The organism is Flavobacterium sp. PL11 (assembly GCF_035985025.1).
GTDB lineage: Bacteria > Bacteroidota > Bacteroidia > Flavobacteriales > Flavobacteriaceae > Flavobacterium.
In genome coordinates, this window is the sequence record NZ_JAXCIA010000048.1 from 1 (window position 1) to 13,951 (window position 13,951).

Annotated in this window: 11 protein-coding genes; 9 read left to right on the forward strand and 2 right to left on the reverse strand. The window is 34.7% G+C overall.

Annotated features, from left to right (window positions below):
• Window positions 1-373: 373 nt before the first annotated feature.
• Window positions 374-2,236, forward strand: coding sequence for an ABC-F family ATP-binding cassette domain-containing protein (locus tag RCH18_RS15340; protein WP_326937653.1), 1,863 nt, complete (start codon window positions 374-376; stop codon window positions 2,234-2,236).
• A gap of 333 nt (window positions 2,237-2,569) precedes the next feature.
• Here the strand turns inward: RCH18_RS15340 and RCH18_RS15345 are convergent, their stop codons facing one another.
• Window positions 2,570-4,120 (reverse strand): SDR family oxidoreductase, encoded by a 1,551-nt coding sequence (locus RCH18_RS15345; RefSeq protein ID WP_326937654.1) that lies wholly within the window; start codon window positions 4,118-4,120, stop codon window positions 2,570-2,572.
• Window positions 4,121-4,287: 167 nt separating this feature from the next.
• Between RCH18_RS15345 and RCH18_RS15350 the strand changes: the two genes are divergently transcribed.
• Window positions 4,288-5,067, forward strand: a complete 780-nt coding sequence (locus RCH18_RS15350; RefSeq protein WP_326937655.1) for an O-methyltransferase — start codon at window positions 4,288-4,290, stop codon at window positions 5,065-5,067.
• Between the two features lie 54 nt (window positions 5,068-5,121).
• On the opposite strand, the gene RCH18_RS15355 is transcribed toward RCH18_RS15350, so the two are convergent.
• Window positions 5,122-5,790, reverse strand: coding sequence for a DUF6565 domain-containing protein (locus tag RCH18_RS15355; protein WP_326937656.1), 669 nt, complete (start codon window positions 5,788-5,790; stop codon window positions 5,122-5,124).
• 344 nt (window positions 5,791-6,134) lie between these two features.
• On the opposite strand from RCH18_RS15355, the gene RCH18_RS15360 reads away from it, so the two are divergent.
• From RCH18_RS15360 to RCH18_RS15390, 7 genes are all read left to right on the forward strand, one after another.
• Window positions 6,135-6,821, forward strand: coding sequence for an ABC transporter ATP-binding protein (locus tag RCH18_RS15360; protein WP_326937657.1), 687 nt, complete (start codon window positions 6,135-6,137; stop codon window positions 6,819-6,821).
• Window positions 6,822-6,969: 148 nt separating this feature from the next.
• Window positions 6,970-7,827 carry an ATP-grasp domain-containing protein gene (locus RCH18_RS15365; RefSeq protein WP_326937658.1) on the forward strand — a complete coding sequence of 286 codons (858 nt, stop codon included), beginning with the start codon at window positions 6,970-6,972 and terminating at the stop codon, window positions 7,825-7,827.
• A gap of 34 nt (window positions 7,828-7,861) precedes the next feature.
• Entirely contained in the window at window positions 7,862-8,431 is a 570-nt protein-coding gene (locus RCH18_RS15370; protein WP_326937659.1) for a cob(I)yrinic acid a,c-diamide adenosyltransferase, read from the forward strand.
• Window positions 8,432-8,650: 219 nt separating this feature from the next.
• On the forward strand, window positions 8,651-8,872 hold the full coding sequence (locus RCH18_RS15375) for a DUF2795 domain-containing protein (protein WP_007138072.1): 222 nt from the start codon (window positions 8,651-8,653) through the stop codon (window positions 8,870-8,872).
• Between the two features lie 86 nt (window positions 8,873-8,958).
• Complete coding sequence (gene secA / locus RCH18_RS15380) at window positions 8,959-12,300, forward strand: preprotein translocase subunit SecA (RefSeq protein WP_326937661.1); 3,342 nt, start codon at window positions 8,959-8,961, stop codon at window positions 12,298-12,300.
• 568 nt (window positions 12,301-12,868) lie between these two features.
• Complete coding sequence (locus RCH18_RS15385; RefSeq protein WP_326937662.1) at window positions 12,869-13,222, forward strand: phage integrase N-terminal SAM-like domain-containing protein; 354 nt, start codon at window positions 12,869-12,871, stop codon at window positions 13,220-13,222.
• A gap of 134 nt (window positions 13,223-13,356) precedes the next feature.
• Window positions 13,357-13,854, forward strand: coding sequence for a tyrosine-type recombinase/integrase (locus tag RCH18_RS15390; protein WP_326937663.1), 498 nt, complete (start codon window positions 13,357-13,359; stop codon window positions 13,852-13,854).
• The last annotated feature ends 97 nt before the right edge of the window (window positions 13,855-13,951 follow it).

The window sequence follows — 13,951 nt, forward strand, 5'->3', positions numbered from 1 at the left end:
TAGCATATAAGTCGCGTTAGGGATAATAGTGGAAAGCCCACAGGCAAGTGAAGTGCAACGGAACTTGCCGAGGACTTGTAGCGAATAGCCCGGCCATAAATACAATAGAGCCCATGAACCGAAAAGGTAATGGGCTCTATTGTATTTAGGGAAACGCCCAGAGGAAAAAGCAATAAAAATGACAGGTTCAAATATACCAGCTTGGCTCCTATATAGTTTTCAATTAGAAATAATAGGAGACAGTCGAGAAATTCAAGCAGTTTTAGATTCATTTTAAAAAAAAGTAGGCTAAGTTGTTTACAAAAAACCATATTAAAATAAACAATTCGGTATTAGTCATTTATTAGCTTACTTTTGCAAAAAAATTAGCATTGTGAATTACTTATCTGTCGAGAACATATCCAAATCATTTGGAGAAAGAACACTTTTTGAAAATATTTCTTTTGGTATTAACAAAGATCAAAAAATTGCCTTTATAGCCAAAAATGGCTCTGGTAAAACTACAATTATGAGTATTATCAATGGTTTGGAAGAATCAGATACTGGTCAGGTGGTTTTGAGAAAAGGAATTCGAATGGCGTTTTTGTCACAAAGCAATAATCTGCAAGAGGATCTAACCATTGAGGAAAGTATTTTTGCTTCAGACAATGAAATTCTCAAAGTCATTGAAGCGTATGAAAAAGCATTAGAAAATCCTGAAGACGAAGACGCTTATCAAAAAGCTTTTGACGGTATGGATCAGCATAATGCTTGGGATTTTGAAACTCAATATAAACAAATTTTGTTTAAACTGAAGTTGGAAGACTTTAAACTGAAAGTAAAAAACCTTTCGGGTGGACAAAAAAAACGTTTGTCACTAGCTATTATCTTGATCAATCGTCCTGATTTATTAATATTGGACGAACCGACGAATCACTTGGATTTAGAAATGATCGAATGGTTAGAAAGCTATTTTGCCAAAGAAAATATTACTTTGTTTATGGTTACGCACGACCGTTTCTTCTTAGAGCGCGTTTGCAATGAAATCATTGAGCTTGATAATGGAAAATTATACAACTACAAAGGAAATTACTCGTACTATTTAGAGAAAAAAGAGGAACGCATTGCATCTGAAAATGCAAGTGTGGATAAAGCACAAAACCTATTCGTAAAAGAATTAGAATGGATGCGCCGACAACCAAAAGCGAGAACGACTAAATCGAAATCGCGTCAAGATGATTTTTACGACATAAAGGAAAAAGCACAAAGTCGCCGTCGTGAAAACAAGGTCGAACTTGAAATAAATATGGAGCGTATGGGAAGCAAGATTATTGAGCTTCACAAAATCTCTAAAAAATTCAAGGATCACGTGATTATGGATAATTTTAGTTTCGACTTTCAACCGGGAGAACGCATCGGAATCATTGGTAAAAATGGAACTGGAAAATCGACTTTCTTAAACTTACTGACTGGCACTTTGCCGCTTGATGGCGGGAAAGTAGTAATTGGCGAAACCATTAAGCTAGGATATTATACTCAAAGTGGAATCAATCCAAAACCAGGACAACGTGTAATTGATGTTATTAAGGAATACGGAGAATTTATTCCGTTGATGAAAGGAAAATTGATTTCAGCTTCTCAATTATTAGAGCGTTTTCTTTTTGATGCCAAAAAACAATATGATTTTGTTGATAGATTAAGTGGTGGTGAATTGAAGCGTTTATACTTGTGTACTGTTTTGATTCAAAATCCAAATTTCTTGATTCTCGATGAGCCTACAAATGATCTGGATATTGTGACATTAAATGTATTAGAAAGTTTTCTATTAGATTATCCGGGTTGTCTTTTAGTGGTATCTCACGACCGTTATTTTATGGATAAAATTGTGGATCACTTATTTATTTTTAGAGGTCAAGGAGTGGTGGAAAATTTCCCTGGAAACTACTCTGATTTTAGAGCGTATGAAGATAGCTCTGATGTGGCTCAAAAAGAAGAAAACAAGGCCGAGAAAAAAGATTGGAAGCAAAACAATCCAACTGGAAATTTAACTTTTAACGAGCAAAAAGAATATCAAAAGCTTGAGCGAGAAATTAAAGATCTGGAAATTGACAAAACTAAAATCGAGCAATTATTTGCTGATGGAAATGTAGTCGACGATAGCATTGAAAAGAAAGCAAATGAATTACAAAATATCATAAGTAAAATAGAAGCGAAAGAAGAACGTTGGTTTGAATTGAGCGCGAAGATGGAGGGATAAAAGCCTCTTAACCAAGCCACGGCGGGGGAATAGAAAAATTATAATTATATAAAATCCCAACACTTTTAGCGAAATGCTATAAATGTTGGGATTTTGTTTTCAAATGTGCCAATATGAGAATAATTGACATAATGAAGTATTTATGCACATGTTCAATACCAACAATAGAATATATTTGATTAGTACTGCAATTAAGAGTAAAAAGCTTTGTAGTAATTAAAAACCTAGACAACAAGTAATTTTTTTCAGAATCACATAAATAATTGGAAACTTCTCCCATTTTTCCTTTTTTTATAAATGTTGAGAAATTATGCCAATTTTAAAATTATACTTCTACCACCCAATCGGGTTATAATCTTTCAAGAATTTTCCACACCAGTGTTTTCCGGTGTTGATCCCGTCAAACAGCGGATCCATGACTCGTGCTGCTCCATCTACAATATCTAATGGCGGCTGAAAATCCTGCTCTTCTTGTTTCTTTTTGGCTAATTCTGCTGGATCTTCGTCGGTTACCCATCCGGTATCCACAGCATTCATGAAGATTCCAGCTTTAGCTAATTCTCCCGCCGCTGTGTGCGTCAACATATTTAGCGCAGCTTTAGCCATGTTAGTATGCGGATGTCTCGCTTCTTTAAAAAAGCGATGAAACTTACCTTCCATTGCCGAAACATTTATGATATGCTTTTGTCCCGTATTGTCTTTTTTCATCACTTCTGAAAGTCGATTGCATAATACAAATGGCGCTACAGAATTTACCAACTGCACTTCAATCATTTCTGTAGTTTCTATTTGTCCTAATTTCAATCGCCAACTGTTCGTTTTTCTTAAATCGACTTGCTGCAAGTCGGCATCTAGTTCCCCTTCTGGGAAAACTTCATTTGCTACTAAAGCATTATCAAATGAATATGGAATCTGCGATAATTTGGCGGAAGCTCGCAAACCAATACCAGGTTCTGGTCCATGCCAAGTGACAGGCATATTTTGATTAGAAGAAGCTCCTATGGTCAAAATTTTTAATTCTTCTAAACAATTAGTATGATCTAACAATAATTCTTGCACCTGCTTCGGTAATTCAGATAATAAACGTTCTTCATTTTCCATTAAATGCGTGTAGAATCCAGCAGGACGTCTTACGGTTTGAGCCGCATTATTAATTAGAATATCCAATCGATCGTATTTTTGTTCTATAAAATTGCAAAAGATTTCGACGCTTGGAATATGTCTTAAATCCAGTCCATGTATTTTTAATCGATTGCCCCAATCCATATAATCCGGTTCTTTGGAAAAACGCAAAGCCGAATCTACGGGGAATCGCGTCGTTGCAATCACGGTTGCTCCACCTCTCAAAAGCATTAACGTAATATGATAACCAATTTTCAAACGAGAACCGGTTATCACGGCTATTTGCCCTTGAACATTTGCCGTTTGGAAACGTTTAGCATAATTAAAATCCCCACACTTGGTACACATGGTGTCATAAAAATGATGCATTTTAGTAAATGCCGTTTTACATACATAACAATTCCGTGGCGTTTCTAATTCTAATTGCTCTTTAGTATTAAGCTCAGTATAACCCAATAATTTTGGAGCTACAAATACAGTTGCTTCGCGTGCATAACGAATTCCAGTTTCTTTACGTGCTGTTTTATCTTGCTTCTCTTTTTTGCGTTTGGCTATTAATTTTCCATCTTTTTTTCGGCGGGCAAGCTCATCTCTATCGGGTCTGGAAAACTGTCCTGCCGCTTTAATCAAAGCGATCCTTTGCAATTTTGGAATAGTAAATATTTGATCAGTATCTAAATTTAATTGTCCTAAAACAGCAATGCATTTATCAATTTCATCTGAAGTTATTGCAGTAGGCGAAACATCTTCTATCGTGGTCATAAAAACGGGGCTTATAAGTAATTTATTTTTACAGGTCGCAAATGTAGTGTTTCTATTTTTACTGATGTACACTTGCGAAAATCGATCCACTAAAACGAAATAAGCAGTCGAATGCTTTGTCTCTTTTTTGTATCTTCGCTCCTATTTTTCCAAAACTTTATGTTGTTATGCTATTCCAAATCCAATCCTATCTCAAATTTCTTTGGTATTCTAAAAACGAGCATGCGGTTCACTCGCCTTTCGTTTTTAATTTGATTACTAAATGTATTTATGATAAAAAGATAAAAGTAGAATATGCCATTTTAAAAGAATATAGAAAATTTCTTTTACAGAATAAAAACAGCATTGATGTAACTGATTTTGGTGCCGGATCAAAAGTTTTAAAATCCAATAATAGGCAAATTGCTAAAATTGCAAGTATAGCTGGAATTAGCGAAAAACGCGCTCAATTATTGTTTAGAATTGTTCACTATTTTCAACCACAGCATATTTTAGAATTAGGAACCTCTGTGGGTTTAGCAACTGTCGCACTTTCTCTGGGAAATGAAAAAAGTGAAATAACAACTCTTGAAGGATGCCAAAACACAATGGCTATTGCCAAAAATCAATTACAAAACAGCAAGTGTACTAATATCGATTTTGTGGTTACCGAATTTAAAACTTATTTGAAGGATTTTGACTTAAAATTAAAAATTTTCGACCTAATTTACTTTGATGGTAATCATCAAAAACAAGTCACATTAGAGTATTTCGAATTATTACTTCCTACGACCACAAATGAAACCATTTGGATATTTGATGATATTCACTGGTCATTAGAAATGGAAGAATCATGGAAAATTATTCAAAAACACCCTAAAGTCACCGTAACAATCGACACTTTTCAATGGGGATTAGTTTTTTTTAGACGTGAACAACCCAAAGAACATTTTGTCATTCGTGTATAAACAAAAAAAATGACAGCCAATAAAGACTGTCATTTTATTAAAAAGTTAAACTTACTATTGCTTTGCGTCTTTCATTTCCTCTGATTTGGCCCCCATTCTATTTAAGGTATACATTGGTGCAAACTTGATTTTTAAACCCGCAATTTTTCTATTATCTTCAGAAGTTAAACCTTCTTTTTCAACAGTGTTTTTTCGGCTATCTAATGCCTCATACATCATTTTCACTTCATCCCAATCTTCACGAGAATATTTATCTTTATTGTCTTCCACCGTATTTACAAATTGTTGATAAACAGAATGAATATTGCTAGCATTTATCCAGCTAAAATTCATGTCATCGCCTATTTTTCCTTCACCAAAAAGTGAATTTCTCATTTGTTGCTTTTCGCTAGGTTTAGCTGCAACAGCTGCCATTTTTTTAGCTTCTACTTTCGCTTTCAACGCTTCATATTTTGTTCTCGTTGCATCTACTCGAGTTTGAGCATCTACATTATCTTTCATATCTGCCATTGCAACGTTTGCCTCATCAGATCGCATTTGGTAAGAAGATTCTATGCCATCCCAGTTATCAGAAGCATCTTGTTCAGCAACAGTACTTACAGAATCGACGTAAACTACGTAAGCATCAATTTTTTTATTCGCTTGCTCTTGTTTTTCATCTTTACAAGAAGTAAAACCTATTGCGATAATGGCCAATCCTAAAACTAGATTCGTATTTTTCATATTGTAATATTTTAGTTATTATCAAACAAATGTAATTGTATTATGATGTATTCAATAGCTAACCAATAATTATATAAATAATGTATAAAATTTTGAAATAAACGAAATTTACTGTTAAATACCGATTAAAAACAACTACGAATTATAAGATTTCAATATGAATAATTATAGTTCATTCTACAGAAATCAATCAGACATTACGATTTAAAACATATAATTTTAAATTAAAGATGTAACAAATATTAAATTGCACTACTTATTGTAAGTACAAAAGTTTTTGTACATTTAAAATCTAAAAATAATAGTAACCTGATGAATACCGAGGTTACAAATCAAATATTCTAATGGCAAACCCGCTAATCAATATAACGAATATCAAGAGAGATTTTGTACTAGGTAACGAAATCGTTTATGTACTTAAAGGCATCGATTTACAAATAAACAAAGGCGAATATGTAGCATTAATGGGGCCTTCAGGATCTGGAAAATCTACACTGATGAATTTGCTAGGTTGCTTAGACACGCCCACATCTGGTAATTATATCCTTAATGGAAAAGATGTCAGTAAGATGAAAGATGATGAACTAGCAGAAATTAGAAATAAAGAAATAGGTTTTGTTTTTCAAACTTTCAATCTGTTGCCGCGTACAACTGCACTTGATAATGTGGCTTTGCCTATGATTTATGCTGGATTTTCTAAATCAGACCGTAATAAAAGAGCCTCTGAAGTTCTTAATCAAGTAAATTTATCTGATAGAATGGATCATCAACCCAACCAACTTTCAGGAGGACAACGACAGCGAGTGGCTATTGCTAGGGCATTAGTTAATAAACCATCCATTATTCTTGCTGATGAACCTACTGGAAATCTTGATAGCAAAACTTCGCTTGAAATTATGAAGCTTTTTGGAGACATCCATGCCAACGGAAACACAGTTATTCTAGTAACTCACGAAGAGGAAATTGCCGCTTATGCTCACCGAATCATTCGCTTACGGGATGGTGTTATAGAAAGCGATACAACTAAATAGTTTTTCTTGGAGCTATTCCGGCTATTCGCTTGTATCTTTTTCAATCCATTCTTCCTTCGTCTGAATGGCTTAATAAAGGATACCGCTGCTATCCGGGCTAGGAAATCACAGTGAAAACACTTTTTTAAATGATATAGAATATCTTAAAATGAAAATTGGAATCCTCACTTGCGCTAAACTTCCTGATCTAAATCCCGAAGATCAACAAATAATTCCAGCCTTAGCTAAACACAAAATAGAAGCTATAGCAGTTATCTGGAGTGATAAAAACATCATCTGGTCTAGCTTCGAATATCTGATTTTCAGGAATACTTGGGACTACTTCGAAAGAGAAATTGAATTTAACATTTGGCTTGACCACATCGAAAAGCTAGGAATCAAAACGCTCAACCCCATTCAAGTAATAAAAAAGAACATTCACAAGTTCTATTTGCGAGAATTAGAGTTGAAAGGAATTCAAATTCTACCTACCGTTTTTATCGATAAAACAAAGAAGTTAGACCTTTGCAAAATTATCCCTTCACATTGGAACAAAGCCGTTATAAAACCAGCCTTTTCTGCAGGTTCCTACCTCACAGAAGTTTTTGAAATTAAAGACATTGCAGCAATCAATGAAAAATTTGCGCCGATTGCTCAAGATAAAGAACTGCTATTACAAGAATTTGCACCTCAAATACAATCCGTTGGAGAAACTTCATTTATTTTTTTCAATAAAGAATTCTCCCATGCCGTAAATAAAAAACCTGTTGATGGGGATTTTAGAGTACAATCACTATTTGGAGGAAAATATTCATTGGTTCAACCCACCCAAAAATTAATCCTGCAAGCAAAAAAAGTAATTGATACCTTTAATAATGACCTTTTATACGCCCGTGTTGACGGAATTATAATTGACGATACACTTCATTTAATGGAAATTGAGTGTATAGAACCCGATTTATATTTTAATCTTAGTGAAAATTCTTTACAACGATTTGTTGAAGAAATAGTAAAATTAATAACCTAAATTTGTTTTCTTTTATAAATCAATTAAAGCACTGATGAAAGTATATACTAAAACTGGAGATAAAGGAACAACAGCACTTTTTGGTGGAACACGAGTTCCAAAAGATCATGCACGAATAGAAAGTTATGGAACTGTAGATGAATTAAATTCACATATTGGATTAATTCGGGATCAGGAAATGAATGCGCATTATAAAGAAATCTTGATTGAAGTGCAAGATCGCTTATTTACTGTTGGTGCCATTCTAGCGACTCCTCCTGATAAAGAAGTGAAAAAAAATGGAGAACTCCGTTTAAAGAATTTAGGAATTATAGATACTGATATTGAATTATTAGAAAATGAAATCGATACAATGGAAGAATCGCTTCCGCCAATGACTCATTTTGTACTTCCTGGTGGACATACAACGGTGTCATATTGTCATATTGCTCGTTGCGTTTGTCGCCGTGCAGAACGTTTAGCAGTTCACTTAAGTCATAATGAACCTGTGGCTGAAATTGCAATTCAATACCTAAACCGACTTTCTGACTACCTTTTTGTGTTGGCACGAAAGTTGTCTCACGATCTTAAAACGGATGAAGTACAATGGATTCCGAGGAAGTAAAATTCCAAAATTAATCTTGAAAAAACAAAATTTTAATTTGCATTATTTTATTGAAATTTTGGATACAAAAAACACTTTAAAATTGTTTTTTGGAATTTGGAATTTCGACAATTGGAATTTAAATAAAAAACGTTCTTAACTTTAAATAAAAATAAATCATTTTTAACTTGTATTTTTCAGTAAAAATTTTATTTTTGCACAAAACTAAATTGACAGCAAATGTATTGGACATTAGAATTAGCATCCTACCTTAGTGATGCACCGTGGCCTGCTAACAAAGACGAACTTATTGACTACGCTATTAGAGCAGGAGCTCCATTAGAAGTGGTAGAAAACCTTCAATCTATCGAAGATGAAGGCGAAATATATGAATCAATGGAAGAAATATGGCCAGATTATCCTACCGACGAAGATTATCTTTGGAATGAGGATGAATATTAAAAAGTAAACCAATTAAAAAGTCTCACAAGAGGCTTTTTTTTGGTTTAAAGTAACAAAATTAGATAAATAAGAAATAAAAATAAATCATGAGTTTCCTAAATAGTATTATTAAAGTCTTTGTGGGTGATAAATCACAAAAAGATGTCAAAGCTCTACAACCTTATCTTAGCAAAATTAAAACTTTTGAACAACCGTTAATGGCTTTGTCACATGATGAACTTAGAGATCGAACGGCTTATTTTAAAGAGAAAATAAAACAAGACCGTTCTGAAAAAGATGCTAAGATTGCTGCTATAAAACTACAAGTAGAGGGAACTCTTGACATTGATCAAAGAGAAGATCTTTATATTGCTATTGATGCTCTTGAAAAAGAGGCGTATGATGTTTCTGAAAAAACATTATTGGAAATTCTTCCAGAAGCTTTTGCAGTTGTAAAAGAAACAGCAAGACGCTTTAAAGATAACTCACAAATAATAGTAACTGCTACTGCTAAAGATCGTGAACTTTCTGGAGTAAAAAGTTATATCACCTTAGACGGTGACAACTCGGTATGGTCAAATTCTTGGAGTGCTGCAGGAAAAGAAATTACCTGGGACATGATCCACTACGACGTGCAATTAATAGGCGGAATGGTTTTACATGAAGGAAAAGTAGCCGAGATGCAAACGGGTGAAGGAAAGACATTAGTGGCAACTTTGCCGCTGTACTTAAATGCATTAACAGGAAACGGAGTGCATTTAGTAACCGTGAATGATTATTTAGCAAAAAGAGATAGCACGTGGAAAGCACCGTTATTTGAATTTCACGGTATGACCGTGGAATGTATTGATAACTACCAACCCAACTCTGACGAAAGAAGAAAAGCGTATGAGGCTGATATCACTTACGGAACCAATAACGAATTTGGTTTTGACTATTTAAGAGATAATATGGCGCATTCGCCAAACGATTTGGTACAGCGAAAACACAACTATGCCATTGTCGATGAGGTCGATTCGGTTTTAATTGATGATGCAAGAACTCCTTTGATTATTTCTGGTCCAGTTCCTCAGGGAGATCGCCACGAATTCATGGAAATGAAACCAAAAATAGAAAATCTTGTTGCACTGCAACGTCAGCTTGCTAATGGTTTTTTATCAGAAGCTAAAAAATTAATAAAAGAGGGAAACACTAAAGAAGGTGGATTTCAATTATTAAGAGCCTACAGAGCGTTGCCAAAAAACAAAGCGTTAATCAAGTTTTTGAGTGAGGAAGGAATTAAACAATTGCTTCAAAAAACCGAAAACCAATATATGCAGGATAATAAAAGAGAAATGCACAAGATTGATGAGGCATTGTATTTTGTTATTGAAGAAAAAAACAATCAAGTCGAATTATCAGACAATGGTATACAATATCTTTCCGGCGATACTGATTCTGAGTTTTTTGTACTTCCAGATATTGGAACAGAAATAGCTACAATCGAAAAGAAAAAACTAGATAAAGATACTGAAGCCGAAGAAAAAGAAAAGTTATTCCAAGATTTCGGCATAAAAAGCGAGCGTATTCATACGTTGACCCAACTTTTAAAAGCATACGCATTGTTTGAAAAAGATGTAGAATACGTAATCATGGACAATAAAATCATGATTGTAGATGAGCAAACAGGTCGTATCATGGACGGTCGTCGTTATTCTGACGGATTACACCAAGCGATTGAAGCTAAAGAAAATGTAAAAATTGAAGCAGCAACCCAAACATTTGCAACAGTTACTTTACAAAACTATTTTAGAATGTATAACAAACTGGGCGGAATGACAGGAACTGCTGTTACTGAAGCTGGTGAGTTGTGGACTATATATAAATTAGATGTAGTAGAAATTCCTACTAACCGAGCAATGGCGAGATTAGACAAAGAAGATTTTATTTATAAAACGACTCGTGAAAAGTTTAATGCAGTAATTGAAGATGTAAGCGAATTGTCTAAAGCAGGAAGACCAGTACTTATTGGTACCACTTCGGTAGAGATTTCTGAATTATTAAGTCGAATGTTGAAAATGCGTGGTGTTACTCACAACGTATTAAACGCTAAAATGCACAAGCAGGAGGCGCAAATTGTTGAGGAAGCAGGCAAACCAGGAGTAGTTACTATTGCAACAAACATGGCTGGTCGTGGTACCGATATTAAACTATCTGCCGAGGTAAAAGCAGCGGGTGGATTAGCCATTGTAGGTACTGAGCGTCATGACTCTCGTCGTGTCGATCGCCAGTTACGTGGTCGTGCAGGACGTCAAGGAGATCCAGGAAGTTCACAGTTTTACGTTTCTCTTGAAGATAACCTTATGCGTTTATTTGGTTCAGAAAGAGTAGCCAAAGTAATGGACAGAATGGGATTAGAAGAGGGAGAAGTGATTCAGCATTCGATGATGACAAAATCTATTGAGCGTGCGCAGAAAAAAGTAGAAGAAAACAATTTTGGTGTTCGTAAGCGTTTATTAGAATATGATGACGTTATGAATGCACAACGTGAAGTAATCTACAAACGTCGACGTCATGCTTTGTTTGGAGAGCGTTTAAAATTAGACATTGCTAATATGCTTTATGATACCTGCGAAGTTATCATTAGTCAAAATAAAGCCGTATCTGATTTCAAAAATTTTGAATTTGAATTGATACGCTATTTTTCTATTACTTCACCCGTTACCGAGAGTGAGTTTGCTAAGATGAGCGAAACTGAATTAACTGGAAAAGTATATAAAGCGACATTAGAATATTACACTGAGAAAACTGCGAGGAGTGCTAGAGAAGCTTTCCCTATTATAAAAACGGTTTATGAAGATAAAAACAATCAGTTTGAACGTATTGTAGTTCCGTTTACCGATGGCATAAAATCGCTGAATGTGGTTACTGATTTGAAAATAGCTTATGATTCTCAAGGGGCGCAACTTGTTGCTGATTTTGAAAAAAACATCACATTAGCCATTGTTGATGAAGCCTGGAAAAAACACTTACGTAAAATGGACGAATTGAAACAATCAGTTCAACTTGCCGTTCACGAGCAAAAAGATCCATTGCTGATTTATAAACTAGAAGCTTTTAATTTATTTAGAGCCATGATAGACAATGTCAATAAGGAAGTCATTTCCTTCTTGTTCAAAGGAGATTTACCGGCTCAAGAAAATCAACACATTCAAGAAGCTGTTGATGTGGCTCCAAGGGAAGATTACGAACTCAATAAAGACGAGATCGTGAGCAGTGAAGGGGCAAATCGTGAAGCGGGACAAACACAACAACGCACTATCACGGAAACTATCACCAGAGAAATGCCAAAAATTAACCGCAATGATACCGTTAGCATTCAAAACGTCGCCAACGGACAGATCCAAGAAATGAAATATAAAAAAGCTGAAAGCTTACTAGCCTCAGGACAATGGGTTATTGTTAAATAACAGCTATTCCCAGTTGGCACTAATTAAACTTCCCAATTACTTAAGTTTGTAATTGGGATTTTTTATGACCTTATTTTCACGATTTATATTCCGTTTATTTAGGAGCTATTCCCGTTATTCGTTACAACTCATTTGGTTTCAAACCCTTTTTCTAGGCGCTGGCAGGAGCTTCCTATGGTCGCTCTGCCACCACCAGAAAAAAGCGGTTTTCAACCTGCATGAGTTTTCACTACTACCGGGGCTATGATGAGCGTGGTTTACAAGACACCTTTTATTATTAATAATTTGTTTATCTAAGCCCACTAAATTGATACTATGGATCGCCTATACACCTTGTTCAGGTTCTAAACCGCACTCAAATTAAATATGCACCTATTTTAAATTCATAAAAAGTAATTTTTTGTCACAATACCGCACCACCATTAGCTAGTTTTTGCACATTTATAAACTAATTATTAGCCATTAGTTTATAATAAAACAAACAATCTTTACTCTTATACATTCCTGCAAATGAAGTGGTCAGCTAAAATTATTAAGCACAAAGGGGAAAAACGAATTGCAGTATATTTTGAAAAAAAGTGCCGCTTTAATCGCCCGAATCAAAAAATTAGAGGGAGCACGCTGGAGTCAGTCACTACAGGCATGGCACCTTCCTGACACAAAGGAACACAGAAAACGATTCTTAATAGCGCCTCACTCCCACTCGTTGCCTTCGACTGAAGGTAGTGTTCAAATAGAAAAATTTAGGCAATGGCTGCATTCTAAACGCTATAGCCAAAGCACTATTGCTACCTATAGTGAAGCCTTAAAATCCTTTCTAGTTTTCTATCGAGAAAAGCCAGTTGCTGCAATAAATAATGAGGATGTGATTATTTTTAATAACGATTATATATTGCAAAAGAAGCTTTCAGCTTCGTATTAGAACCAAACTGTTAATGCGGTTAAGCTGTTTTTTATGACAGTTAGAGAAACTAAAATTGAAGTAGACAAGATTCACAGACCAAAACGATCCAAGCTATTACCTAATGTATTGAGTAAAGAAAAATAAAATTGATCTTGACTGCGCATAATAACATCAAACACAAAACAATGCTTTCGTTGCTATACAGCTGCGGTTTACGCTGCAGTGAACTTTTAAATTTAAAACCAAATGATATAGATTCCCATAGAGGAATTGTAATCATTCGTCAAAGCAAAGGTAAAAAAGACCGAATTGCTCCTTTGTCCCTAAAAATATTAGAAATGCTTCGGGAGTATTACGTAATAAGCAAACCTACAATTTGGCTTTTTGAAGGGCAAAATGCTGGTGTGCCCTATTCTACAAAAAGTTTGCAAAGTGTTTTAGAACAAGCACTTCAAAAAACGGGTATAATAAAACCAGTAACTTTACATTGGTTGAGACATAGCTATGCTACCCATTTGCTAGAAAGCGGCACCGATCTCAGGTATATTCAAGAATTGTTAGGGCATAGCAGTAGAAAAACGACTGAAATTTACACTCATGTAAGTACGAAAAGTATTCAACGAATAAAAAGTCCCTTTGATGATTTGTAGAAAAAAAAACGTTAGTTTTGAAATTGTAATAAAGCGAAACAAACATTCGCCAATCTATCCACATTTGGGTGTATATGCGAAGGTTTGTTTCGCATAT

Bases quoted from the DNA above. Each gene is read 5' to 3' on its own strand.
- RCH18_RS15370 (WP_326937659.1), top strand. From the start codon at position 7,862: ATGAAAGTATATACTAAAACTGGAGATAAAGGAACAACAGCACTTTTT.
- RCH18_RS15350 (WP_326937655.1), top strand. From the start codon at position 4,288: ATGCTATTCCAAATCCAATCCTATCTCAAATTTCTTTGGTATTCTAAA.
- RCH18_RS15375 (WP_007138072.1), top strand. From the start codon at position 8,651: ATGTATTGGACATTAGAATTAGCATCCTACCTTAGTGATGCACCGTGG.
- RCH18_RS15345 (WP_326937654.1), bottom strand. From the start codon at position 4,120: ATGACCACGATAGAAGATGTTTCGCCTACTGCAATAACTTCAGATGAA.
- secA (WP_326937661.1), top strand. From the start codon at position 8,959: ATGAGTTTCCTAAATAGTATTATTAAAGTCTTTGTGGGTGATAAATCA.
- RCH18_RS15360 (WP_326937657.1), top strand. From the start codon at position 6,135: ATGGCAAACCCGCTAATCAATATAACGAATATCAAGAGAGATTTTGTA.
- RCH18_RS15355 (WP_326937656.1), bottom strand. From the start codon at position 5,790: ATGAAAAATACGAATCTAGTTTTAGGATTGGCCATTATCGCAATAGGT.
- RCH18_RS15365 (WP_326937658.1), top strand. From the start codon at position 6,970: ATGAAAATTGGAATCCTCACTTGCGCTAAACTTCCTGATCTAAATCCC.